This is a genomic window from Pyrococcus woesei (assembly GCF_050496105.1).
In the GTDB taxonomy this organism is placed as follows: Archaea; Methanobacteriota_B; Thermococci; order Thermococcales; family Thermococcaceae; genus Pyrococcus; species Pyrococcus furiosus.
Genome location: NZ_CP179867.1, coordinates 1,630,878 through 1,654,623 on the forward strand (window position 1 = coordinate 1,630,878; position 23,746 = coordinate 1,654,623).

General features: G+C 39.5%; 23 protein-coding genes. 13 read left to right on the plus strand and 10 right to left on the minus strand.

Annotated elements, in window-relative coordinates; all coding sequences use genetic code 11:
* The first annotated feature begins 3 nt into the window (after window positions 1–3).
* Window positions 4–585 carry a rhomboid family intramembrane serine protease gene (locus ACMFNG_RS09005; protein WP_011012371.1) on the plus strand — a complete coding sequence of 194 codons (582 nt, stop codon included), beginning with the start codon at window positions 4–6 and terminating at the stop codon, window positions 583–585.
* On the opposite strand, the gene ACMFNG_RS09010 is transcribed toward ACMFNG_RS09005, so the two are convergent.
* Genes ACMFNG_RS09010 through ACMFNG_RS09020 form a run of 3 tightly spaced genes read right to left on the minus strand, consistent with a single transcriptional unit; the run spans window position 582 to window position 2,104 of the window.
* Complete coding sequence (locus tag ACMFNG_RS09010; RefSeq protein ID WP_011012372.1) at window positions 582–1,259, minus strand: endonuclease III domain-containing protein; 678 nt, start codon at window positions 1,257–1,259, stop codon at window positions 582–584. The two genes, ACMFNG_RS09005 and ACMFNG_RS09010, sit on opposite strands and share 4 nt — an antisense overlap.
* Window positions 1,222–1,644, minus strand: a complete 423-nt coding sequence (locus tag ACMFNG_RS09015; protein WP_158295418.1) for an ATPase — start codon at window positions 1,642–1,644, stop codon at window positions 1,222–1,224. The genes ACMFNG_RS09010 and ACMFNG_RS09015 overlap by 38 nt, the downstream gene beginning before the upstream one ends.
* 13 nt (window positions 1,645–1,657) lie before the next feature.
* Window positions 1,658–2,104 (minus strand): Lrp/AsnC family transcriptional regulator, encoded by a 447-nt coding sequence (locus ACMFNG_RS09020; RefSeq protein WP_011012374.1) that lies wholly within the window; start codon window positions 2,102–2,104, stop codon window positions 1,658–1,660.
* 122 nt (window positions 2,105–2,226) lie between these two features.
* On the opposite strand from ACMFNG_RS09020, the gene ACMFNG_RS09025 reads away from it, so the two are divergent.
* Window positions 2,227–3,558 carry a leucine/methionine racemase gene (locus tag ACMFNG_RS09025; protein WP_011012375.1) on the plus strand — a complete coding sequence of 444 codons (1,332 nt, stop codon included), beginning with the start codon at window positions 2,227–2,229 and terminating at the stop codon, window positions 3,556–3,558.
* Window positions 3,559–4,204: 646 nt separating this feature from the next.
* Here the strand turns inward: ACMFNG_RS09025 and ACMFNG_RS09030 are convergent.
* Both ACMFNG_RS09030 and ACMFNG_RS09035 read right to left on the minus strand, forming a co-directional pair.
* A complete protein-coding gene (locus tag ACMFNG_RS09030; protein WP_317259669.1) occupies window positions 4,205–6,436 on the minus strand; it encodes a glycosyl hydrolase family 18 protein in 2,232 nt (743 codons plus the stop codon).
* Entirely contained in the window at window positions 6,396–7,433 is a 1,038-nt protein-coding gene (locus ACMFNG_RS09035; RefSeq protein WP_430515171.1) for a glycosyl hydrolase family 18 protein, read from the minus strand. The genes ACMFNG_RS09030 and ACMFNG_RS09035 overlap by 41 nt, the downstream gene beginning before the upstream one ends.
* Before the next feature lie 328 nt (window positions 7,434–7,761).
* Between ACMFNG_RS09035 and crcB the strand changes: the two genes are divergently transcribed.
* From crcB to ACMFNG_RS09055, 4 genes are all read left to right on the plus strand, one after another.
* A complete protein-coding gene (gene crcB / locus ACMFNG_RS09040) occupies window positions 7,762–8,133 on the plus strand; it encodes a fluoride efflux transporter CrcB (RefSeq protein WP_011012378.1) in 372 nt (123 codons plus the stop codon).
* Between the two features lie 5 nt (window positions 8,134–8,138).
* Complete coding sequence (locus tag ACMFNG_RS09045; protein ID WP_011012379.1) at window positions 8,139–8,519, plus strand: DUF190 domain-containing protein; 381 nt, start codon at window positions 8,139–8,141, stop codon at window positions 8,517–8,519.
* A 61-nt stretch (window positions 8,520–8,580) separates the two neighbouring features.
* Window positions 8,581–8,937: an Mth938-like domain-containing protein gene (locus tag ACMFNG_RS09050; RefSeq protein ID WP_011012380.1), complete on the plus strand. Its 357-nt coding sequence runs from the start codon at window positions 8,581–8,583 to the stop codon at window positions 8,935–8,937.
* Window positions 8,938–8,981: 44 nt separating this feature from the next.
* On the plus strand, window positions 8,982–10,880 hold the full coding sequence (locus ACMFNG_RS09055) for a GNAT family N-acetyltransferase (protein ID WP_014835362.1): 1,899 nt from the start codon (window positions 8,982–8,984) through the stop codon (window positions 10,878–10,880).
* Here ACMFNG_RS09055 and ACMFNG_RS09060 read toward each other — a convergent pair.
* Together ACMFNG_RS09060 and ACMFNG_RS09065 are read right to left on the minus strand one after the other, a co-directional pair.
* A complete protein-coding gene (locus tag ACMFNG_RS09060; protein ID WP_011012382.1) occupies window positions 10,877–11,335 on the minus strand; it encodes a hypothetical protein in 459 nt (152 codons plus the stop codon). The genes ACMFNG_RS09055 and ACMFNG_RS09060 overlap by 4 nt on opposite strands.
* A gap of 30 nt (window positions 11,336–11,365) precedes the next feature.
* Complete coding sequence (locus ACMFNG_RS09065) at window positions 11,366–12,067, minus strand: IS6-like element ISPfu1 family transposase (protein WP_430515106.1); 702 nt, start codon at window positions 12,065–12,067, stop codon at window positions 11,366–11,368.
* Window positions 12,068–12,195: 128 nt separating this feature from the next.
* Here ACMFNG_RS09065 and ACMFNG_RS09070 point away from each other — a divergent pair, with 128 nt between their 5' ends.
* Together ACMFNG_RS09070 and upp are read left to right on the plus strand one after the other, a co-directional pair.
* Window positions 12,196–13,479: a uracil-xanthine permease family protein gene (locus ACMFNG_RS09070; protein ID WP_011012383.1), complete on the plus strand. Its 1,284-nt coding sequence runs from the start codon at window positions 12,196–12,198 to the stop codon at window positions 13,477–13,479.
* A gap of 4 nt (window positions 13,480–13,483) precedes the next feature.
* Complete coding sequence (upp, locus tag ACMFNG_RS09075) at window positions 13,484–14,182, plus strand: uracil phosphoribosyltransferase (protein ID WP_011012384.1); 699 nt, start codon at window positions 13,484–13,486, stop codon at window positions 14,180–14,182.
* Here the strand turns inward: upp and ACMFNG_RS09080 are convergent.
* From ACMFNG_RS09080 to ACMFNG_RS09090, 3 genes are read right to left on the minus strand one after another with little or no spacing between them, the layout of a single operon-like run.
* Window positions 14,151–16,076, minus strand: a complete 1,926-nt coding sequence (locus tag ACMFNG_RS09080) for a molybdopterin-dependent oxidoreductase (protein WP_011012385.1) — start codon at window positions 16,074–16,076, stop codon at window positions 14,151–14,153. The two genes, upp and ACMFNG_RS09080, sit on opposite strands and share 32 nt — an antisense overlap.
* 15 nt (window positions 16,077–16,091) lie before the next feature.
* On the minus strand, window positions 16,092–16,379 hold the full coding sequence (locus ACMFNG_RS09085; RefSeq protein ID WP_011012386.1) for a hypothetical protein: 288 nt from the start codon (window positions 16,377–16,379) through the stop codon (window positions 16,092–16,094).
* A gap of 2 nt (window positions 16,380–16,381) precedes the next feature.
* Window positions 16,382–16,660 (minus strand): hypothetical protein, encoded by a 279-nt coding sequence (locus ACMFNG_RS09090; RefSeq protein WP_014835363.1) that lies wholly within the window; start codon window positions 16,658–16,660, stop codon window positions 16,382–16,384.
* Window positions 16,661–16,833: 173 nt separating this feature from the next.
* Between ACMFNG_RS09090 and ACMFNG_RS09095 the strand changes: the two genes are divergently transcribed.
* The 5 genes from ACMFNG_RS09095 to ACMFNG_RS09115 all read left to right on the plus strand — a co-directional run bounded on the left by ACMFNG_RS09095 (window position 16,834) and on the right by ACMFNG_RS09115 (window position 23,746).
* Entirely contained in the window at window positions 16,834–18,303 is a 1,470-nt protein-coding gene (locus ACMFNG_RS09095) for an FAD-dependent oxidoreductase (RefSeq protein ID WP_014835364.1), read from the plus strand.
* A gap of 5 nt (window positions 18,304–18,308) precedes the next feature.
* Entirely contained in the window at window positions 18,309–19,457 is a 1,149-nt protein-coding gene (locus tag ACMFNG_RS09100) for an NAD(P)/FAD-dependent oxidoreductase (RefSeq protein WP_011012389.1), read from the plus strand.
* Between the two features lie 193 nt (window positions 19,458–19,650).
* A complete protein-coding gene (locus ACMFNG_RS09105; RefSeq protein WP_430515172.1) occupies window positions 19,651–20,619 on the plus strand; it encodes an ABC transporter permease in 969 nt (322 codons plus the stop codon).
* A 5-nt stretch (window positions 20,620–20,624) separates the two neighbouring features.
* Entirely contained in the window at window positions 20,625–21,551 is a 927-nt protein-coding gene (locus tag ACMFNG_RS09110) for an ABC transporter ATP-binding protein (RefSeq protein ID WP_011012393.1), read from the plus strand.
* Window positions 21,548–23,746, plus strand: a complete 2,199-nt coding sequence (locus ACMFNG_RS09115; RefSeq protein WP_149586329.1) for an NEW3 domain-containing protein — start codon at window positions 21,548–21,550, stop codon at window positions 23,744–23,746. Before ACMFNG_RS09110 ends, ACMFNG_RS09115 begins: the two co-directional genes overlap by 4 nt.

Here is a 23,746-nt window from a genome sequence, read left to right on the forward strand (position 1 = left end):
AGAATGAAAAACCTATTTAGATATTTCCCAGGAACTTCTATTCTAGCTTTCATGATAGTTGTTGGGTTTGTATACGAGATAGTGGTGGGATTTGACAAAGCAATTATGCAATTTGCTCAAATAAACCTTTATGTTTATCTGGGTGAATTTTGGAGGGTGATAACGGCGATTTTTATTCACATGGGGTATATTCACTTTGCTCTAAACTTGTTCTGGTTAATTTACCTTGGCATGGATTTGGAGGGTCTCTTGGGTAGCAGGAAATTTATCATCGTATTCTTTAGTGGCGCGGTAATTGGGAATATTTTATCCCTCTTTGTCTTGCCCCCCTTTGTAGCATCAGGAGGAGCTAGTGGCGGATTATTTGCTATAGTGGGAGCATTATTAGCAGTTGAAGGAGTGTTAAGAAAGAACATGCAGAAAGCCTTAATTAATGCACTCTTCCTATTCTTAATTAATAGCATCTTTCCGGGAGTAAATTACGTTGCCCACTTTGGTGGCTTAATTGTTGGAATTTTATTAGGTTATATCTATGGAAAAGATTTGAAGAGAAAACTTTTGGATATGAGCTATTGGTTTTCCTAAACTCCTATCTTCGGACATAGCTCATTTAAAGGGCATAACTCACACTTAGGCTTTATTGGTCTACATATGCTTTTCCCATGGTCAACCATAGCATGATTAACGTATATCCATTCTTCTACGGGGATTAAGGTTTTTAGTATTTCTTCAACTTTTTCTGGCGTTGAATTTATAGGAGCTAGCCCCAATCTTCTACTTATCCTATATACGTGGGTATCAACGGGAATCGCTGGCTTTCCAAAGCCGTAGGCTAGAACGATGTTAGCACACTTCCTTCCAATTCCTGGGAGTTTCATCAGCTCTTCGAGAGTATTGGGCACTTTTCCCCCATATTTGTAGAGAATAATTCTTGAGGCTTCCACGATCCATTTCCCCTTATTTTTCCAAAGTCCTACCTTTTGCTTTCTGAGGAATTCTTGCATATTTTCTACGGACTCATTGGCGATTTCTTCTATGCTTTTATACCTTTTAAATAGCTCCTCACTAACTTTATCAGTGACTTCATCCCTATTCCTTTGGGAAATTATACATCTTATTAGTGTTCTATAGGGATCTCCAGAGACATGTCTCTCCCTGGGATATTCTCTTTTAAGAATTTCAATAATCCTTTGAGCTCTAGCTTTCTTTTCTTCTAAGGTTTCATTGAAGCTTGAGGATCTTAACCTTTTCCTCTCCAATCAATACCACCAAATCTCCTTTGACTACTATCTTTTTCAAATTTTCGAACTCTATTCTTCTTATCTCCTCAAAGTTATGGTTTAATATTAGAACCTCACTTTCACCAGTCAAGACTATAAAGGCATCTGTAATTATGCAGTCTTTTGCCTTAAAATCAAGTGATACTTCAAATACATTCCCTTTTGCGAATTTTATCTGGGTTTTTTGAGTTACCTTAACTGGTGATGGCTCTGCATAGAGAACTTTGAATTCAATAGGTTTTCCTAATATATCCACTGTAATAATCTCTCCGCTTTTGACCGTTTGGCCCTTCAATTTTGCTTTTATTATGTCGACAAAGTCTTCTGGAAGATCAACTTCAATGAGGGGTTTTAAGATAATCATCATATTTCCCCTCCTAGAATACCCTTGCATATCCCCACTTCTTTACACTTGTTAGGATTGAGGTTTCTGTGCTTTTAATTCCTTCTATTTTTCCAAGCTTATCTAGGAGAAATTCCTCAAGTTCTCTGAGGCTTTTTACTGTGACTTGCATGAATATATCGTGAGCTCCGGTAGCTATTCCTAACACGTCAACTTCATTCAGCTCTGCTAACTTTTCTGCTACTTCTCTAACTTTGTTTGGCTCTACATCTACAGCTATTACCGCAACTATTTCATAGCCTGCTTTAAATGGATTTATTAGTGCTGCAAATTTCCTTATGATACCATTTTTTAGCATCTTCTTTACTCTAACTCTTACAGTTGATTCTGGAACTCCTAGAATCCTTGCTATTTCTGAATAACTTCTTCTCCCGTCTTCTTGGAGAAAGTATAGTATCCTCTTATCTAGCTCATCCAGCATATTTTCTCTCATAAATTTGAGTAATCAGCAATTTCTATATAAATATTTATATCGAATTAGCAAAAATTTGGGGAAAAGATTATTGACTTTTTGCGAAAAATATAATTAATTGAGGGTGGGATATGGAACCTCTGGAAATAGTTAGGAGATATGAGAAAGTTATAGCTCCAGCAAATAGGACGACTTACTACCCTCTCATTCCCGTTAAAGCGGAGAATGCAAAAGTGTGGGATATTACTGGAAAGGAATATATCGATTTCTTAAGCGATGCAGCCGTTCAAAACGTTGGTCACAATAACCCCAGGGTTGTTAAGGCAATAAAAGATCAGATAGAGAAACTAGTTCATGCATCGTATATATACCTCTTCCCAATAGAGCCTCTCTTGTTGGCCGAGAAGTTAGTAGAGATTGCTCCTATAGAAAATGCAAAGGTTTCTTTCGGATTAAGTGGTGCAGATGCAAACGATGGAGCAATAAAATTTGCTAGGGCGTACACTAAGAGGAACATGATTTTAAGTTACATGAAGAGTTTTTATGGATCAACGTATGGGGCAATGAGCCTAACTGGATTGGACTTTCAGGTTAGAGCCCTTGTAGGAGAGCTCAGTGGGGTTCATTATATCCCTTACCCAAACTGTTATCGCTGTCCCTTTGGGAAAGATCGTAATAGCTGTAAAATGGAGTGTGTGGAGTATATTAAAGAAAAATTCGAGGGAGAGGTGTATTCTGAGGGTGTGGCAGCTTTATTTGCGGAGGCCATCCAAGGAGATTCGGGCATGATAGTGCCTCCACAAGACTACTTCAAAAAGGTGAAAAGAATTTTAGACGAACATGGAATCCTCCTTGTTGTTGATGAAGTTCAGAGTGGACTTGGAAGGACTGGAAAGTGGTTTGCAATTGAACACTTTGATGTTAAACCTGATATAATAACGATTGCAAAACCTCTTGGAGGGGGTCTTCCGATTAGTGCAACCATAGGAAGAGCAGAAATCATGGATTCTCTTCCTCCACTTAGTCACGCGTTTACCCTATCTGGAAATCCAACTGCTGCTAAAGCAGCTCTTGCAGTTATTGAAGAGATTGAAGAAAAAGATTTGCTAAAGAGAGCGGAAAAGTTAGGTGAATATACGAAAAAGAAACTCGAAGAACTAAAAAAGAAGCACGAGTTAGTTGGTGATGTTCGTGGCTTAGGATTAATGTTAGGTGTTGAGTTGGTTAAAGATAGAGAGACAAAGGAAAGGGCCTTTGAAGAAACTAAAAAAGTTGTGTGGAGAGCTTTCGAACTTGGCTTAATTGTAACTTTTCTACAGGGAAATGTTCTAAGAATCCAACCTCCCTTAACAATTGAAAAGGATGTGCTAGACGAGGGTTTAGAAATTTTAGATCAAGCAATTGAAGATGTGGAGGAAGGAAAAGTTCCAGACGAAGTAATAAAAAATGTAAGAGGATGGTAATATTCTTTCCCTTTTTCTACTTGATACTAGAACTTTCAATAGGGGAGATCTATCTGGAAGCCAGACTGAAAGTTTTTTTCCAACTCATCAGAAGTTACTGTTAAAGAGGATAACATGAGTTTTGAGTTTTCTGTCTGCGGTGATCCCAAATTATAACTTCTCCAAGACTGTTAGATTGTCTTGGTAGTACTTAAATTATTCTTGTTTTTCTCTCTCCACAATGCCCTAATAATCTATAACTTTTATGAGTTTCTGCTGTAGATCTCTCAGGTTCTATCTGTTGTTCCACCCTTACCTCTATCTTTTTCTTGTCTGATACTAAATGTCAATACTCTCTAAGATTGCAGTATTCTAATTGAGCTCTCAATGAATTCTTTTCTCTTTTGGGTCTATAGCAACAGGAAAAATACTTACGGAGAGTCCATCCTCTGAGGGAGATATGGTTAATATGAAGTAGTTGCCTTAACTATCTTGGAAGACTCGCTGGAAGTAAACAGATTATATATGTGCTTTTGTATTACCTAGTAGCCTTTGACATTTTCAACTTGACTTCATGTGAGGTTTACTGTACCTCATTCAATTATTCCTGCTGTGAGTTTCGAGAACAACAAAAATAAATAAAATAATTATAGAGAGGGTGGAAAAATTATGTTGGAACACTAGCTTCGCTAGTTTGAGCGGAGAATGTGTATCCAAATGCCTCCATGAATTTTACGAATACGTGGCTAAACGCCCAATCTGGGTCATTTGTTCCTCTGTGGAGTGGTGAAACTTCTCCTGTTGGTCCTGGGTGGTCTCTGTCTACACTCCAGAAGGCTAGTGATCCTATTTTATGTTGAATTGCCCAGTCAACAAGTTGCTGAGCATCTTCTAATGTAAACACACTCTTGTCATCATTTACTCCTATCATTGGAGTTAATCCTATCATCTTCCAAATTTCTTCATCACTTTTTTCGGGATAAATCTGCTTTAATTGTCTGAACACATTTTCAGCTACCTTGATTGCATTTTCTGCGTTAGAAGGAGTCCAGTAGTAATCCATCGTCATTGGATTGACTCTATCTACTCTTACCCCCTTCTTGGCCATCGTTTCTATTATACCGTATCCTCCTGCTAGTCCTATCCCCGGATCGCTGGGTAAGGTAAAGCTGAATTTTACCCAAGGTCTTTCTCTTTGGACTATGAGTAGGGCATCTGCAAGTTTATCTGCATCGATACCGGCTTCTATGTCAAAGTCCAAGTAAGTGGCATTATATGTATCAATTACCTTTATGTACCATTCAGCCAATTGTTCTGGCGTGCTGGCCTGTTGGCAAAGATATGGTCCTACAGCCCCACCAAACGCTATTATTACTTCTCCACCAATTTCTCTGAGTTCTCTTACCTCATCAACAAATTTCTCTAGAGGAATTGAGCCTGCCCAAGCTGGACCGTTGTAAACTGAACTATAGAGAATGAATGCCAAGGTAAAGTACTTAGTTCCAGTTAACTTTGCATATTCTACTAAGGGCTTGTGTACTGATAGACTCATATCGATATAGGGAGCAAAGAAGTGTTCTGGTATTGGATTTGCATTCCCAGGAAGTGGCGTAGGAGTTAGAGTCGGGGTAGGAGTAGGAGTTGGGGTGGGTGTGGGAGTTGGCGTTGGAGTTTGTGAGGGAGTTGGGGTAGATGTGGTTGTGGTAGTGGGTGTGGGAGTTGTCCCTCCGGTTGGTGTCCATATGTCAATTACTTGTCCGTTTATTTCTAGGGTTATTTCTTCTACTTTGTCTCCTTGTGGTCCGTTTACTATGAATCCAAATGTTGCTGTCGGCCCTTTATTCCAGCTTACTGGAGTGAAGATGACATAGCCATTCCCCTCTTGTTTGTTAGCGCTCCAGAAGCTTCCTACAGTGGCTCCTGGGGCTAGTTTAACCTTCACAGTCCAGTCATACTGTCCATCCAAATTAAGAGTCACATCATACTCAGCACCACTACCCCAATCGTTTACCTTTACCTCTAGAGATCCTGAGACTGGGACAGGGGTAGTTGTAGTGGTTGGCGTTGTGGTTGTGGATGTTGTTGTCGTGGTAGTCGTTGTGGTTGTAGTAGTTGTTGGTGATGGTGTGGTGGTAGTTGTAGGAGTTGGTGTGGAAGTGGTTGTCGTGGTTGTTGGTGTTGGAGTGGGTGTGGGAGTTGGGGTTGGAGTTGGTGATGGTGTTGGAACAACTCCTCCTCCCTGGGCTATATGCTCTAATATTGTATCCAGCAATGGGTGAGAGTTCGTTCCAGGCTTTCTGTCTGCAGTTATCTCCCAAACCATTACTCCTCCCAGGTTATACTTGAGGGCATAGTCTACTTTTATTCCAATGCTCTTCTTATCATCATAACTTATGAAGATCTTAAGGCTTGGAGAATATAACCAGGGAACCATTGCAACTGGATCCCAGTAGTAGTTGTATTGTCCGCTTGCCCTCTTCTCTTCAATATCCCAATAGTCCATAACTCCATGGGTTTCATATGCAGGCCCCCAAGTTCCGGCTGGTGTTCCACTGAAAGGCTGGTATAATCCATTGTTCTCTGGGGGAACATTTGCAAAGCTTCTTCCATAGAATGGGAGTCCCAAGCCTAACTGTTTTGGATTGACTCCATGCTTTAGGTACCATTGAATGGAGGCGTTTACATTGAAGTTCCACTTTATATTTGGATCCTCATAAGGAGCATTCGGATCGGCATACAATGGAGCTAAGTGTCCGGTAATTGGATCCCAGGCTCCATGATAATCATATGTCATTACATTGATGAAGTCGAGATATTTCATAGCCTCAGTCCAATTTATTCTTGCAGCTTTAACTGGATCAGCTGGAACTGCTGCAGTTAGGAGATACTCTTTTTTTATCTTCTAATTCGGCTTGATCAAATATCTCTCTTACAGTCTTAACTAACAGCACGAAGTTCTTTCCATCGTCTGGGCTCACGTAGTTTCCTTCCATTCCTCCTCCGCCTGGGTACTCCCAGTCAATGTCAAGGCCATCCAAGTTGTATTTCCTAATTATTTCTAGGGCAGTTCTTGCAAACCTTTCTCTCTTTGCTGGATCTGCAGCAATTACTGAAAAGTACTTACTTAATGTCCATCCTCCTACTGAAATTAAAATTTTAACTTGAGGATACTTCTTCTTTAACTCTTTGAACTTCTCAAGGTTCTGAGGATCAGCCCAGGTGTCATAAAAGTCGACAGTTCCATCTTCCTTTGGATTGAGGAATGCATAGTTCACATGAGTTACCTTCTCAAATGGAATGTCCTCAGGGAAAAACTTTCTTGCATAAATTCCCCATGATATATAGTAGACAACAACTCTGAAGGGTTCCTTTGGGGTGGTTATCCTAATTATGTTAGAAGGCTCTCCTCTTGATCCATCCTTAAATACTGGGACTACTGCATAGTAGTACGTAGTTTCTGGTTTTAGTCTAAATTGATCCAAGTAGTTTGTAGTTGGCTCTGCCTCACCCAAATATTCCCAGGCTCCATAGGGATCGTCGCTTGGTGGAGAGGTTGTCCAGTATTTCGCTTTGTAAAGTTTGCCGTTATATTCAACGATATCTCCTTGGTTATATTCTTTACCTGGCTCATACTTTGGATAACTGCTCCAGTTTACATAGACCAGGAGGTTTTGAAGAGAGACTAGGTTTTCCATTGAAGTGCTTCTGTAAATTTCATATCCATTTACGTTTTCTACTGGGGTCCAAGTTAAATTGACAACGTCCCATGAGATTGCATAGCCATCTAGCTGCACTGTTTGTTGGGCCGATACTGGATAGAATAGAGATATGGTGGGAGACACTAGACTCAACACAACCAACCATGCAAGCACAATACCGAGCATTCTAGTCTTCATAACTTCCCCTCCCATCTAATGTTCTCTATGGAATAAGGAATTTCATGGTGGTATAATGCAGGTGATCTATATAAATTTATACCTTTTTGCAATTATACAAATGACAAAATTTTTATAAAGTACTTGGTTTTTATCATGCATTTCTCTCTTTCAAAAAACTGTGTATAAATTCTTTGATAAGAAGAAAAATTTCTTAAAACTTTTTTTAGTTATTAAATTATCGTGAATTTTGCTAAGTTACATATAATTGCATTATTATAAATTATGCAAAAATTATAAATGTATAACCTACAAAACGCTTTTATCTTTAGTTAGACTCTTTTCAACCATGGACCTTAGGGAAGTAGCTTTAGTATTGATTGGAGGAGGAACAGGAGCTGTAGCGAGATACTATCTTTCTGGAGTTCTTCCTGTATATAGGAGCTTCCCTGTAGGAACCCTCCTAGTAAACTCTTTAGCTAGTTTTCTCCTGGGTTATCTTTACGGCCTTATCTTCTGGGGCCTTGATGTATCTCGAGAGAGCAGACTCTTTCTTGGTACTGGATTTTGTGGTGGACTAAGCACGTTCTCCACCTTTTCGTATGAAACATTTTCTTTAATAAGAGAGGGGGAATACTTAACTGCACTCCTTAATATCTTCGCTAATGTTTTAGCCACAATTTTCCTAGTATTCTTAGGGTTTGTACTTGCAAGAAGGTGAGAAAAATGGTTGAGGTCGAACACTGGAATACTCTTCGGTTGAAAATATACATAGGGGAACACGATTCCTGGGATGGAAAACCCTTATATAAAGCAATAGTTGAAAAGCTCAGGGAAATTGGAGTTGCCGGAGCAACTGTTTATAGGGGCATATATGGATTTGGAAAAAAGAGCAGAATTCACTCTACTGACGTTCTAAGGCTTTCTACTGACTTGCCAATTGTAATAGAGGTTATCGATAGGGGACATGTAATAGAAAAAGCAGTAAACATAATAAAGCCAATGATTAAAGATGGCATGATAACCGTTGAACCTGTTATAGTCTTGTGGGTAGGGCCCAAGAAAGAAATAGAAAAGTTTGAAGAAGATGCAGTCAGGGAAGAGTGAGGCGATGATGTAGATTGGCCTTTGGGGTATTGATGCCCGGGACCGGTGGAGGCTGAGCCGTATGAAGGTGGAGGAAGTTAAATTTGGTTTGGTTAAAATTAACGGAAAGGAGTTTCGGCATGATATAGTCATTTACCCTTCAGGAAGAATCGAGAGGAGGAAAAAAGAAATCAGCAAGAAAAAGCACGGGACAAGTCATAAACTTGATCCAGAAGAACTAAAGGAGTACTTAAATGAGGATTTTGAAGTGCTTATAGTGGGAACTGGAATTTATGGAATGCTCTCACTGCTCCCCGAAAGTAGAAAGCTAGTTGAAAACAAGGAGGTCATTGAAAGGCCTACAGAGGAGGCTCTAAAGATTCTAGAAGAACTATGGGGTAAAAAGAAAATTTTAGCTATAATTCATGTTACCTGTTAGAAAAAGTTAAATCTATTTATCCCAAGAACTAATTTGGTGGTTTAATGCTCATTAGGGGGAAAGTTAAGGAGAGCAAGATTCCAAAGTTTAAACACAGATGGTTTGGAGTGCTGGAAGTTGAGGCGAATGGGGAAACATATAGGCTTTACATGAGCGGAATTGCCCAGTGGTTCTTAGAGGGTGATGAAGTTGAGATAAAGATACTTAGGCCTCCAAGAGAAAAAGAAGGAATAAAAATTCTGGAATTTAATGATTATGAGCTTTACAAATTCTATAACGGCGAAAAAATAAAAGTTTGGCCAGTGTGGGAAAAGATATACAAAACTAAGAGATTTTCACCTCTAACAGCTGAGCTTCTCTACGAGTACGAAATAAGGGCGAGGGAGGCAACTTACGAAAGTGATTTTGAGGCTATAGCTGAACTTGAACAGTATCATTATGCGTCTCAAAAGGAAAAAGTCGCCTTGTGGAGATGTGAAAAGTGCGGTATTATAATAGAAGCCAACACAAAACCAATATGTCCGAAGTGTAAAACGGACAAACATGTTCATATCTTAGAAATTAAAGGTTCAACTCCAGCTTCAAGGTTTTTACTTCTTGAACTTGTGAAGAGGGAGGAATATGAGCCCAGAGTGCTTGCCTATGTTAGGGTTGATCCCCCAATTCCCTTAATGCATAGAAAGCTTCCCAATGGTGAAATTGACAAAAACATAAGGGAGAAAGTTTTTCCAAAGGATTGGCTTAAGCCTAGCTTCTGGCCGGAAAAGATAATGTATGAACTCTTTGTTGAACTTAGGAAGAAATATCCAAAGAAAATTGCTCGCTCTCTCTTATGGGAAAAGGCTAAAGAGAGAGCTCTTAGGGAGAGCAACACTGCGGGGGCTAGGATAGCGAGAGTTGTAGTTCACCCAGATTATAGGTCAGATGGTCTTGGCCAATTAAGCGTGAAAGCTGCATTGGAATGGATTGCTGAAAGAAGAATTCCTGAAATGAGGAAAAAGAAGCATTTTGTTGAAACTATTGCTCAAATGGCTAGATACAATCCATTTTTTGAGAAAGTTGGATTTAGATACGTTTGGGAAACGGCTAGCGGAAGACCAGTTTTGATTTATCCTCTGACTGAAGAGGCTAAAGAATACCTAGAAAATTACTTCAAAAATGATCCATATGCTCCTAAGGAACCATTATGGAAGCCAAGTTATGGAAAGGTTGAGCCATTAAATGGTCCGATAGTTTTTAAGAATGTAAGTAAAGTGTTTGAAAGTGAGCTTGATATTAAAGGTCTTCCTGAAGAAATCCAGGATCTTTTGAAAGCTTTTGGAGTTAGGCATAGAGTAATCCAAAGACCCGTTTTGAGAAACTTGAACTTTGAAATAAAGCCAGGTGAAGTTATAGTAGTAGTAGGGGCCAGTGGGGCTGGGAAGACCACGTTACTGAGACTTATTCTTGGAGCAATAATGAAGTACTGGGAAGAAAAGTATAGGCCAACAAATGGAGAAATTAAGGTTCCTGATAATGCTAAGGTTTCCGTTTTAATACCGGGAGAGTTTGAACCTGAATTTGGTTCGGAGAGTATATTAGAACACGTTTACAGAAAAATTAGAGACTTAAATGCCGCTGTGGAGGTATTGAATAGGGCAGGACTCAGTGATGCAGTTCTCTATAGGGCCAAGTTTTCAGAACTGTCTACGGGGCAAAAAGAAAGAGCAAAAATTGCTTCTTTGCTGGCAGAAAAGCCGAACTTAATTTTGATTGATGAATTTGCTGCCCACTTAGATACCCTAACTGCAATGAGAGTTGCCAGAAAAGTTGCAGAAATAATAAGGGAAGCAGGAATAACGGCGGTTATAATAACTCATCGGCCTGAAGTTGTTAAGGCGCTCGATCCTGATAGGATATTATTCGTTGGTTATGGAACGGCAATAATGAAAGATAAGCTCTAGGGAGCCCTGGGAATTCCCAGGGTAGAAAGAGCATAAGAAACTTCATCTGGATTGTTGGTCGTAAAAACTATAGGTGCTCCCGTTTTTCTTTTTATTAAAACACAAGCCTTAGCCGGGAGATTAAATCTAAACCCATATAGAACCTGGCAGCTTAGAAAACCTTCTTCAATTTTGTAGTATTCTATGTCCTCGATCTTTACCCTTTTTCTAACCAATAGTCCGATTCTTCCTTTGATCTTAATCCCTTCATCGTCGATTTTTATTGTTATTTTAGTGATATCAAGTGTCATTATTAGGGTTAGGGCAAACACGCCTCCTACAAAAAGGATAACTTGTTTTGGAATCTCTTCTCCAAGAACTGAAGTAGCGAATCCTATTATGAATATTGACATTAAAAAAGGGATGAGAGTGAGTGTCATTAGCAATTTACTTTCAATGCTTTCTTCATACTCCATTTGTACTTCCCCTATAAAGCACTGATACTGTTAGGATAACTGGGGCATCACCTCCTGAAGCCATTCAGTAACATCACCAGGCGGATCACCAAAACTAGAATGAATTCTGACAAAATTATACCAGAAGGCAAACAGAAAAACAAACCTATGAACCCTCCTCCAGTCTTTACCCCTGAAATTATTCCAGAAACGCTTCGTCCTCTCCTTCAACGTCCTAAACCAGCGCTCAACACTGTTCCTCGGCCCGAAAGTCACATGCAGATAACCCAACCTCAAACTCTTAAAAGCAGACTTATACCAGCTCGCCCTGTCAACCAGAAAGACAGGCTGCCCTTCACACGACTTTAAAACAACTAGAATGAAGTCCCTGGCAATCCACCAGTTTCTAACAGTCGTAATCCAGACTGCTAAAACTTCCTTGCTCTCAACGTCAATTGCAGCCCAGAGGTATCTTTTCTTCCCGTTGATTTTTATTACTGTTTCGTCAACTGCGATGAAGTTTCGCTGTTTTTTGACTGCGAGGATTTTTGGCTTGTAAACTGCTTCTGCGAGTTTTTGGACTGCCTCCCAGACTGTTACGTGACTGATTTTGAGTATTCTGGCGGTTTGCCGGTAACTGAGGCCTCGCAGGTATAATTCTACTCCCCTGATTTTCTTTTCTGGTGGGATTTTGTTGCGACGAAAGGGTTTTAAGGCTGAAACCACCCAGTAAATAATGGTTTCAGACTTCATGTTCCCCCTTCTTTTTCTAAAGTACTGCCAGTAACTTAAACCTGACACCCCACAGCTTATCCTAACAGTATCAAAGCACTAAAAGAAAGTTTTTTAAAGGTTTTCTAACACACTTTGAGCGGGCTTTAATGGGTCCTGACATTAAGGTTAAAATAGATGAGAAAGTTGAACCAAAAAGAGCTATTCTCTTTGGGCTTCAGCACGTCCTTGCAATGTTTGGAGCAACAGTTACAGTTCCACTAGTAGTTGGAACCACAGTAGGGCTTTCGACAAGAGAGATAGCAACCATGATCCAGGCCGTTTTGTTGGCAATGGGAATTGCAACGATTCTCCAAACCACAATTGGTTCGAGGTATCCAATAGTCCAAGGTTCAAGCTTTGCATTTATCCCAGGTTTGATAAGCATAGGGAAGAGCCTTGGAATGGCCGCTACCCAGGGAGCCCTAATAGTTGGCGGAATAATAGAGGCTCTAGTTGGTGGGCTGGGAATAGTAGGGAAAATCAAAAAGCTCTTTACGCCCGTAGTTACAGGAGTTACAATAATGCTTATAGGATTCTCTCTGGCTCACGTATCGGTAAAGTATTTCTTTAACTACTTCGCCGACCCATCTGGAGCGAGCATTCCAAGAGCAACAATCGTTGCTCTTATAACCTTTGGAACAACTGTGTACGTTGCTCTAAAAAGCAGAGGTACATTAAGGGCAATGCCCGTTATAGTTGGAGCATTTGTGGGATATTTAGTCAGCATCCCCCTGGGATTAGCAGATTTTCAGCTAGTAAAAGAGCTTCCAGTTGTCAGTGTTCCAAAGATATTCCCGTGGGGAACTCCAGTATTTGATGTGGGGGCAATTATAACTCTGCTCTTTGCATTCATGGTCAGCATTATAGAGAGCGTTGGAGATTATCATGCAATCTCAGCTATTGCAGAGGCTCCCATAACTAATAAGCACATAAATAGGGGAATAATGAGTGAAGGAATTGCATGTTCAATTGCTGGAGTATTGGGAGCATGTGGAACAACAAGCTATTCAGAGAACATAGGACTAGTGGCTCTTACAAAAGTTGCGAGTAGATACGTTGTCCAGGTTGGTGGGATTATACTCATTGTAATCTCTCTGTTCCCAAAATTTGCGGGATTGTTAGCTGCAATGCCTGCCCCAGTGCTTGGAGGTCTTACCCTTGCCCTTTATGGAATGATTAGCGTTACAGGGCTAAGGTTAATTAAGGAGAAAGTAGAACTAAATGACAGGAACACAATAATAATAGCAACGGCCTTAATTGCAGGACTTGGTGCTCCACAGCTTCCACCAGAGTTCTTGGAACACTTCCCACAAATAATTGCAAGCATATTGGAGTCTGGAATGGCCGTTGGAGCTATAACGGCTATTGTGTTAGAGCAGGTGTTGAGGTGATAATATGATTGAGGATAAGAGATGGGGTGGAGTTTATTCCTTTGAGGATTCTCCCTATATTATGGAAATACTAACGGAACTTAGAGACAAAGACACCGACAGTATAAAGTTCAGAAAAGGCCTTGTCAAGCTTGGAAGATACATGGGGTATGAGATCACAAAGACAATGGACGTAGAAAAGGTTAAGGTTGAGACTCCATTGGAAGAAACCGAGGGAATAATAGTCAAAGATAGAAGGAATGTGGTAATAATAACAGTTCTGAGGGCGGCCATACCATTTATGGAAGGACTAATAAAAGTTTTTGAGCATGCAAGAGTTGGAATAGTCTCAGCTGCTAGAGGAAAACCTCCAAAGTTCGAAATCGAGATGAACTACATTAAGATTCCCCAGATAACTCCTGAGGATACCGTTATAGTGGCTGATCCGATGATAGCAACTGGCTCAACTTTACTAAGAGTTCTTGAGGAAGTTAAGAAATACGGAACTCCAAAGAGGACATTAGTTGTTGGAGTATTAGCTGCTCCAGAGGGAATTACAAGAATAAAAGAAAAATTCCCGGAGGTTGAAATTTTCGTCGCCAAGATAGACAGGGAATTAAATGATAAAGGTTATATTCTCCCAGGATTGGGGGATGCTGGAGACAGGGCTTTTGGAGAGCCAGTGAAAATCACTACCCTTCCTCAGGTTCACTATATAGAGTAACATCAACCCATGTTGAGTGGAAAGCTGAGGCCTTTCCATACTCTTCTACTTTTTTGTCTGTTGTTAGGAAGTTAACGTTCCAGCCAAGGAGTGAAGGCCAGAAAGCTTTGTACATGACAACAACTCCTCTTGGAACGTCCTCGGTTATCTTTGCCCTTGTTATTACCCTTCCATATTCATTGAAAACAATGACTTTATCCCCATCTTTTATTTTCCTCTCCTGGGCATCCTTGGGATTCATGTAAATTTTTTCATCTATTATCCCATAGGTATTGTGGTACTGGCTTGTTATTGTCATTCTATATGTGGGGCTTAGTAACCTTAGGGGGTATTTTCCTCTGAACTTCTTGTAAGTGGGGAAAGGAGACAGACCTCTCTTTACAGCTCTTTGGGAGTAAAACTCAATTTTTCCACTGGGAGTGGGCCAAACTCTTTCCTTTTGGGGAACTTTTACGAAGCCTTTCTCTTTTAGCTCTTCAAAACTAATACCATTAATTTCCAGGACTTTTTTAACGACTTCTTCGTCATTTTCGTATATATATGGGTTATTAATACCGAGTTCCTTTGCAAGCAATCTCGTTACTTCACTGTTGCTTTTCCCAGGGCCTTTGGCCACGGGCTCATTTAATAGCACATACCTATGATAATAGGAGTCAACTATGTCAAATCTTTCAAAGAATGTGTTGGCAGGTAAGACTACATCCGAGTATAAAGCGGTGTCTGTCATGAAGATGTCGTGGGTAACAACGAAAATATCTGCATTTTCAAGAGCCCTCCTTAATCTGTTCTGATTTGGATAACTAGCCAAAGGATTTGAATTATAGATGTAGAGGAATTTTATCTCTCCGCTCTCAATTGCTTCCGCGAGCTCCATTTGAGGTAGAGGATTCTCTGGCTCTGTTCTTAAGAACTTTCCTTCAGCATAGCTCTTATCTATTGTGACCATGTCATAAATGAAGCCAAACTTGTGGCCTACAAGAGCTGGAAGAAGGGAGACTGCTCTAACACCCTCTCCTCCAGCCAGTGATCTTTGGAATCCATATCCTATGTGAATTATCCCTCTCTTCTCCCAAAATTCCTGAGCAAATTCAAATATCTTCTCAACCTCAATTCCTGTTTCTTTACTTATGTAATCAAGGGATAATGTTTTTATGTAATTCTTGAATTCTTCAAATCCATACACGTTTTCTTTCACGAATTCTTTGTCGTACCATCCATTCTCTATCATAACTTTTGCGATACCCAGTGCAAATAAAACATCAGTGTCTGGCTTAATTTGGAAGAACTTAGAACTCCTCTTTGCAGTTTCAGTTCTAATAACATCAACCGTCCAAATTTCTACGTTGTTCCTCTTGGCAAGCATAAAGCCATGGAGATTAGTCCAAAATGCATTTATGCCCCAATAAACAATTAACTTATGATTGGGAATTTCTTCGGGATCAAGGCCAACAGCTGTTCCATAGACATCTTTCAATGCCTCTTGACCAGCTCTATCGCAAATTCCGCTTTCAATTGTCCTTGCATTTAAATAGTGAAATAACCTCAGTGGGAAGTTGTAGTTAACAACTCCTCTATCTCCAGCGTATCTGTATACAAGGATGCTCTCACTTCCGAATTTTTCTATTGTCTCTTTCAGCTTTTTGGCCACAAGTTTAATTGCTTCCTCCCAAGAAACTTCTGCAAAGTTGTTCTCTCCTCTTTTCCCTTTTCTAATCAGGGGAGTTTTTAACCTTTCAGGAGAGTGAAACCACTTTGGCAACAAGGCTCCTTTTGGGCATAGAAATCCTCTTGTTATTGGATGCTTCGGATTGCCTTTTACAGTTAGTTTACCGTTCTTAAACTCGCTTATAATTGCACATGTATCATAGCAGTCTCTCATGCAAGCTGAGAACATTTTTCTTCTCCCTCTCTAATCTCTGCCTTGATCTTCTAAAATGTATCGAACTACATATCTACCTTTTTCAAAGTCCTCTTCACTCTCTAACACTTCTACAGGCCTAATTTTAATTCCGAAATCTAGGGCTTCCCATTTAATGTCGTCAAAATAATCATAGAGCCCACACGTTTTACAGAAAGTACCCTTGAATTCAATAATAACTTCTTTTCCCTTTATTTCTTTGATTTCAGCCTGTGCTTCACTTCCATGTAATCTATTGAATTCCTTAATTACATAATTAAGTTTTTCTTTAACGCTCACTTTTAATCACCTCCTAGGTAGTCTAGAGTCTCTTCAACAAACTCCTCAAATGCTTCTTCACTAACCTCTTCAAGTCTTAAAGAGAACTTCTTTCCAAAGTGCCACCTAATAGCTAGGGGTCCTTTGTTGCTCTCAATTATTAACAGTCCAAAAGGCAAATCTCCTGCCCAATGATGCCTATAAAAGCTAACCTCAATTCCAAATTCTTTTAGGTTCTCCATTATTAGAGAGGGTATCTCGTGAATAGTGGCGTTAACTTCGGCAAACCCAATTATGGGCATTTTTAACCACCTTAGTTTCACTTTTATCATTAGATTATTCATATTTCGAACCTTTATAGGCCTTTCTGAAGCGTTAAAATTGAAAAAATTTTCATTAATTATATTCCAATTTCTTTATAAGACATTTCTCGAAATATTTGCTTGGAATAAATTATTTCAAAGAGGTGAGAAACTTGAGGCCACTAGACTTAACGGAAAAGAAGAAGAAAAAAGTTAGGATATATTTCGAAGGGAAGGAACTGGAAGCCTATGAAGGAGAAAAATTGCCCGTTGCACTATTGGCCAATGGAATATACTGGCTAACAACAAGCCTAGAAGGAAGAAAAAGGGGGGCATTTACCTTTGGTCCAGTCCCAATGATCATAAATGGAGTAAAGGGTGTCGATGCTAGGAAAACAAAGGTTAAAGATGGAATGAAAGTACAAAGACAAACCTACGGTGATTTTCACGAAGAACCACTTCCACAGGATGGAGAAGTAAAACAAGTTGTGGTTGATGTTTTAGTAATTGGCGGTGGCCCCGCAGGGCTGGGAGCTGTTCTTGAGATGCAGGAACACCTAAACGTTGCACTAGTTGAGGAGAAAGGCTGGTTAGGTGGGGATATGTTTTTAAAGACTTCAACAGCGGAGGGCTTTGAAGAAAGCTCAAGAAAAGTCGTTGATAAGCTCGCTAAAGAAGTTAAAGCTAATGTATATCTTGGCACAGTTGCCCTGGGAGTTTTTGATAAAGGGGAATACTTTCTAGTTCCAGCAACTAAAGGAAATAATCTAATAGAATTTCTGGCTAAAAGGGTAGTTTTAGCTACTGGTGCGGTGGATAACATAATGCTCTTTGAAAACAACGACATGCCTGGGGTCTTTAGGCGTGATTTTGCGCTTGAGGTAATGAACGTTTGGGAAGTAGCTCCAGGTTGGAATGTAGCTGTTACTGGAAGTAAGGCGGAGGAAGTAATATATGAACTCGAGAGATGGGGAATTGATTACGTAGAGGTGCCCTCTGTAAAAAGGGTTGAAGGGAAAGAGAAGGTTGAGAAGGTTATTGACTTCAATGGAAATGAGTACAAGGTTGATGCAATAATATTTGCTGATGGTAAAAGGCCTGACATAAATCCCATTACCCAGGCAGGAGGAAAATTACACTTTAGGAGGGGATATTATAGGCCCGTTGTAAATGAATATAACCAGATTAGAGAGGGGGTATATGTAGCAGGCAGTGCAGTGACGATAAAGCCCCACTATACAAATTACCTGGAAGGAAGGCTAGTTGGAGCATATATTCTTAGGGAATTTGGAATAGATTCAGAACCATGCATATACAAAGAAAAGCTTAAGGAATTTGAACCTGAAGCTCTTCCTGTGCCAAAAATCCCAATAAACAAGCTGAACTTGGATGACGTCCAGATATGTGGATGTGATGTCTCCTTAAGAAAGGTATATGATGTAGTCGAAAAGGGCATAACAGATCTTCAAATAATTAAAAGGTTAACCCATCTAGCTATGGGCTTTTGCCAGGGACGTTTCTGCCTCTTCAATGGGGCAGCAGTTGTTTCCCAGGTTACGGGAATTAAGCTAGGTGAAATAGACCTACCTGTGGCAAGGCCCCCAATAAAAACCGTAAAGTTAGGAATTCTATCTAGGAGGTGAGAGGGATGATTCCAGAAAAAAGTGAAATTGTCGTGATTGGTGGGGGTATTGTTGGAGTTACGATAGCTCATGAGCTCGCTAAGAGAGGAGAAGAAGTTACCCTCGTTGAGAAGAGGTTCATTGGTTCTGGCTCAACTTTTAGATGTGGAACGGGAATTAGACAGCAATTTAACGATGAAGCAAACGTTCAAGTTATGAAGCGCTCTGTAGAGCTTTGGAAGAAGTACAGTGAAGAATATGGTTTTAAGTTCGAGCAAACAGGTTACCTCTTCTTATTGTATGATGATGAGGAAGTTGAGATATTTAAGCAAAACATAAAGATCCAGAACAAATTTGGAGTTCCTACTAGGTTGATAACCCCAGAAGAGGCGAAGGAGATAGTTCCACTCTTGGATATAAGCGAAGTAATCGCAGCTTCGTGGAATCCAACGGATGGAAAAGCAGATCCGTTTCACTCTACAACGGCCTTTGCACTTAAGGCAAAGGAGTATGGTGCAAAAATACTTGAATACACGGAGGTAAAGGGATTTATCATCGAAAATAATGAGATTAAGGGAGTAAAAACAAATAGAGGGGTAATAAAGACGGGGATTGTTGTAAACGCAACTAATGCATGGGCAAAGTTGATAAATGCTATGGCTGGTATTAAAACTTCCATTCCAATTGAGCCCTACAAGCATCAAGCAGTGATAACCCAACCGATTAAAAGAGGAACTATAAAGCCGATGGTCATATCTTTCAAGTATGGTCACGCTTATTTAACACAAACTGCGCATGGAGGGATTATAGGAGGAGTTGGTTATGAAGTGGGGCCAACATATGACTTGACTCCAACTTATGAGTTTCTAAGAGAAGTTAGCTACTATTTCTCAAAGATAATACCAGCTCTAAAGAATCTACTAATCCTAAGAACCTGGGCAGGTTATTACGCAAAAACTCCCGACAGTAACCCAGCTATCGGGAAAGTTGAAGGTGTAAGTGATTATTACATCGCTGCAGGATTTTCAGGGCATGGATTTATGATGGCTCCAGCGGTAGCTGAGATGGTTGCTGATTTAATCACAAAAGGTAAGACAGAACTTCCAGTAGAGTGGTACGATCCTCACAGATTTGAAAGGGGAGAATTAAGAACTGTTGCTCTTCAAATGGGTTGAAATCTTCTTTCTTTTAGTTTTTAGCTTCTTTTTTGATAGCAGGCTCATGAAAGATCATTAGTTATATTATCCTAGGAGTGATGCTGTGGAATAATTTCAATGTCAAAAAATTTTTAAGTATGTGTGTAATTTTTTGAGAGTGATGCTGTGGAATAATTTCAATGTCAAAAAATTTTTAAGAGTGGGTGATAATGTGTCAGTACTGAATATAGCGATTAAAGAATTCGAGATAAGCATTAGAACAAAAAGATTCTACGTTATTTTAGGAATATTTTTAGTAATTGCAGTGGTATTCATAAGTCAGCTGAACTCAATAATGAACACACTTGGCTTTGAGTTCAAGACTCCATTTCAGCAACTCTTCCTCACGTCATTTTCCACTGCTTACGTTTATGGTGTAACGTTACTTTCCCTTCTCTTGGCTTCAACAGCTATAAATTCTGAGATAAAACAAGGCACAATTAAAGTTCTTGGAGCTAAGCCTATTTATAGGGACACGATAATCTTTGGAAAACTTCTGGGAGGGGCTATAACTATTGCTGTAACCGTGGGACTCTTTTATGTCTTTATGATAGGAATTGCGCTCGTATTTGGTGCTGGAGTAACTGGATATGATATCAGCAGGCTTCTCGCAATTTATCCAATTACAATACTCTATGGAGTGGCACTTTACGCATTAGGTATTCTTCTATCGGTAATAATGAGAAATCCAACTAATAGTCTGCTTGCTGGGATATTTGTTTTCATAATATTTGTCTTTGTAATCCCGATAGTTGCCTCAATAGTGGCCTTTGCTACAGCAGGAACGCCACCAAGCTTAATCGTTGAATACGAGAACAATACGCCTGTTTTTACTCAAAACAGAGAGTTTCAGGAGTGGATAAACAGGTATTATTCAACTTATTCTAAAATCATCATTTTATCTCTTCCTACGGATTTTGGGGAAATATGTAGCCTTATATATGGTTCAAAGGCTGGAGAGGACATCTTAGGAAGTTTGACATTTTTAGGGGGAAGTGAAGAAAGTGTTAGCATAGTTGAGGATAGAAGCATTATCGAGGGAATAATTCTAGGCCTCCCCGACTTAATTCCGATAATAGTTACATTGTTTATTTCCCTATTCCTAAGCTACCTAAAGTTCATTAAGCTAGATCTGAGGTGATAGAAATGTACGTTATTGAGATTGAAAATTTAACAAAAAGTTATGGAAAGTTTAAGGCAGTAGATAGTCTTACCTTGAACGTGAAAGAGGGAATTGCCTTTGGATTTTTAGGTCCAAATGGAGCTGGCAAAACTACGACAATACTTAGCATGCTTGGGCTGATAGTTCCAAATAGCGGTTCCATAAAAATTTTTGGATATGATATATTTAAAGAACCCATAAAGGCCAAAGAGCGGCTTGGTTTTTTGCCTGAGAATGCAACGCTTTATGAAGAACTAACAGCATGGAGAAACCTCGAATTTTTTGCCAATTTTTACAAGATGTCTAGGCAAGAAAAAGAAAAGAGAATAGAGGAACTCTTAAAACTTGTCGGTCTGTGGGATGTGAGATTTAGAAGGGTTAAGACATTTTCCAAAGGAATGAAGCAGAGGCTCCTCTTAGCTCAGGCATTGATTAATGATCCAGATCTATTGATACTTGATGAACCTACGAGCGGCTTGGATCCTGAAGGAGCATATCTTGTAAAGAGTATAATAAGGGAACAGAAAAAAGCTGGGAAGACTATATTCTTCTCTTCACATGTGTTAAGCGAGGTTGAGGAGCTTGCAGATGAAGTGGGCATAATTGTAAAGGGAAAACTAAGAACTGTTGGAACCCTTGAAGAAATTAAAAAGCAGTTTATGGAGCTTGAAGGATATGAGATTAAGGTGGAAACTAAACAACCTATACCAGAGATCGTTCACCCAGAAATTATTAGGATTGAAAAATTGTCCGAAAACAAGGCAATAATATTTGCAAAATCCGACATTAGAGAAGATATTAGTGAGGAACTACAGAAGAGAAATATCACAATTTTAAGCCTTGAAGTAGAGGAGCCAAGTTTGGAGGACGTGTTCTTAAGAACAATTTATAAGAGGGGGGACGAAGAATGAAAAGGTTTTTTGCTTTTGCCATGGTGTTGCTTTTCCTACTCTCTGCACTTCCAGTATTTGGGGCACAAGAATACGTCAAGAAGGTTAGTGTTTTCTCTGGACATCTTAAAGAAGATCAGAAACTGCAGATTAATGAGTACCTAATTAGAATCGAGTTTGGGATTGACGGCAGTCCTTATGTAATTATTGAAGCCAACAACTCAATAAAAGAGATATTGAAAGCTGACTTTGGTGCAGAAGTTGAAACAGGAAATCTAATTGTCTCTTGTGGGAGTTATGATGCAGAAAAAGGATTATTTATTGTAGTTCTATGGAAAGCCATAGGAGAAGAATACAAGGTGGAAAAAGGTAGCTTTGTTAAAAACTTTGAGGTACTGGAAGTAAACTCTACAGAAATTACAATTGAGCGCGGTACATCAGTATTTTACATAAAAGCTAACGAGTCAGTTAAGGTAGACAAGTATATATTAGAGTTCACTGGAAAAAGCCTAGTGATTTATGAACTACCTCAAGTTACTGTTAAAGGGGAAAAAACATTCGAAATTAGTGTTTCTTTTCCCTACAAGGAAGTTGTCGCTAAACCAGGAGACGTTCTAAGTTTTCCAATAGTTATTGAAAATAGAGGAGATAACTCCACCGTAATCTCCTTAGAATTCTTAAGAATTCCCAAAGATTGGAGTGCAGAATTTCTTTATCAGGGAATTGCAGTAAGGAGCATTGAAATTCCAAAAAAGTCTGCTGTAACCTTAACACTGAATGTTCAAATTCCAGAGGAGTACAGTGGAAGAGAAATAATTGAGTTCAAGGTTAATTCAGAAGTTCACAGAGTAGTTATCGATGTAAAAGGAGAAACTAGAAAAGGAAAAGTCGAGGTTATTACTTCAATAATTTCCCAGGATGCAGAGGCTGGAGAGGAGATTAAATTCCCCCTTGTAATACAAAGTACGATCGAAGCCAATGTGAGTGTAGAGATAGGGGTCCCTGAAGGGTGGGATGCCCATAGCCTATATATGGGAAGCAGAGTTAGCATGATTCACCTAAGTGAAGAAGACTCGAAGACCCTTGAAATAAGTTTGGATGTTCCAAGAGGAGCCGATCTTGGGAGGTATGAAATTCCTGTAACGTTATCAATTAGCGGAAATGAATACTCAGAAACAAAAGTTGTAACGTTCTTTGTCAACATCTATAAGACATACAAGGGGGAAAATGCCACACTTAACATCCTAATCATAGATGAAGAAGGTAATCCAGTTCCCAAAGCAAAAGTCATTGTTGGGGATAAGGAGATGGGAACGGATTCAAGTGGAAAGGCAGAAATCTCGATTAAACCTGGGGAATATGAAATTTATGTGGAAAAAGAGGGGTATGAAAAAGCTTCGAAAAAAGTAGAAGTTGAAGATGGAGAAGTTAAGGACGTTAAGATAATCCTTTCGAGGAAACCTTACTATTTTGCAGTAGACACAGAATCTGACGTATATTCGATTCTTCTGGGAACTCCAAATCCTCCATTCCTGATAACAATTGAGAATCTTGGTAAAAATAGCGATGAGTACAGACTCTCAGTAAGGGGCCTTCCAGAAAATTGGAATGCAATGTTTACTCTAAGTCCAGATAGTAATCTTGAGGTGAACAAAGTTGAAGTAGACCCAGGACAATCAAAGAATGTCTACTTAAGCGTCTATCCTTCTTTGAATGCACTTCCAGGAGACTATAACTTGACTATTATAGTGGAGAGCATTAGCAGTGGAACAAAAGAGGAAATACCAATTACTGTTCACTTAATTGGCACTTATGAAATGTACGTCAACTTAATGAATTATCGCCTTAGCATAACTGCTGGAGAAGAGAAAACCACCGAAATAGAGGTCGTTAATTATGGAAACGCACCTGTAACCAATGTTAAGATAGAAGTTTCAGCGCCTCAAGGATGGAAAGTTGAAGTTGATCCAGATTCAGCGCCGATGGTGGCTCCAAAGGATCGCTTTACTTCAACTTTAAAAGTAAAGGTTCCAGAAGGAACACCTGCTGGAGAATACAGGGTTACCATTAAGGTCACCTCCGACCAACAGGAATGGCAAGACACTCTTAGAGTCGTTGTAAGGCAAAGATCAACCTCAGCTTACATTGGCCTAGCACTCTTGATAGTCGCATTCCTTGTAGTAATTATCATGATAAGAAGGGTTGGGAGGAGATAA

Excerpts from the sequence above, each read along its gene's own strand:
- ACMFNG_RS09005 (WP_011012371.1), top strand. The coding sequence starts at position 4 with ATGAAAAACCTATTTAGATATTTCCCAGGAACTTCTATTCTAGCTTTC.
- ACMFNG_RS09015 (WP_158295418.1), bottom strand. The coding sequence starts at position 1,644 with ATGATTATCTTAAAACCCCTCATTGAAGTTGATCTTCCAGAAGACTTT.
- ACMFNG_RS09020 (WP_011012374.1), bottom strand. The coding sequence starts at position 2,104 with ATGCTGGATGAGCTAGATAAGAGGATACTATACTTTCTCCAAGAAGAC.
- ACMFNG_RS09025 (WP_011012375.1), top strand. The coding sequence starts at position 2,227 with ATGGAACCTCTGGAAATAGTTAGGAGATATGAGAAAGTTATAGCTCCA.
- ACMFNG_RS09035 (WP_430515171.1), bottom strand. The coding sequence starts at position 7,433 with ATGAAGACTAGAATGCTCGGTATTGTGCTTGCATGGTTGGTTGTGTTG.
- crcB (WP_011012378.1), top strand. The coding sequence starts at position 7,762 with ATGGACCTTAGGGAAGTAGCTTTAGTATTGATTGGAGGAGGAACAGGA.
- ACMFNG_RS09045 (WP_011012379.1), top strand. The coding sequence starts at position 8,139 with ATGGTTGAGGTCGAACACTGGAATACTCTTCGGTTGAAAATATACATA.
- ACMFNG_RS09050 (WP_011012380.1), top strand. The coding sequence starts at position 8,581 with ATGAAGGTGGAGGAAGTTAAATTTGGTTTGGTTAAAATTAACGGAAAG.
- ACMFNG_RS09055 (WP_014835362.1), top strand. The coding sequence starts at position 8,982 with ATGCTCATTAGGGGGAAAGTTAAGGAGAGCAAGATTCCAAAGTTTAAA.
- ACMFNG_RS09060 (WP_011012382.1), bottom strand. The coding sequence starts at position 11,335 with ATGGAGTATGAAGAAAGCATTGAAAGTAAATTGCTAATGACACTCACT.
- ACMFNG_RS09065 (WP_430515106.1), bottom strand. The coding sequence starts at position 12,067 with ATGAAGTCTGAAACCATTATTTACTGGGTGGTTTCAGCCTTAAAACCC.
- ACMFNG_RS09070 (WP_011012383.1), top strand. The coding sequence starts at position 12,196 with ATGGGTCCTGACATTAAGGTTAAAATAGATGAGAAAGTTGAACCAAAA.
- upp (WP_011012384.1), top strand. The coding sequence starts at position 13,484 with ATGATTGAGGATAAGAGATGGGGTGGAGTTTATTCCTTTGAGGATTCT.
- ACMFNG_RS09080 (WP_011012385.1), bottom strand. The coding sequence starts at position 16,076 with ATGTTCTCAGCTTGCATGAGAGACTGCTATGATACATGTGCAATTATA.
- ACMFNG_RS09090 (WP_014835363.1), bottom strand. The coding sequence starts at position 16,660 with ATGCCCATAATTGGGTTTGCCGAAGTTAACGCCACTATTCACGAGATA.
- ACMFNG_RS09100 (WP_011012389.1), top strand. The coding sequence starts at position 18,309 with ATGATTCCAGAAAAAAGTGAAATTGTCGTGATTGGTGGGGGTATTGTT.
- ACMFNG_RS09110 (WP_011012393.1), top strand. The coding sequence starts at position 20,625 with ATGTACGTTATTGAGATTGAAAATTTAACAAAAAGTTATGGAAAGTTT.
- ACMFNG_RS09115 (WP_149586329.1), top strand. The coding sequence starts at position 21,548 with ATGAAAAGGTTTTTTGCTTTTGCCATGGTGTTGCTTTTCCTACTCTCT.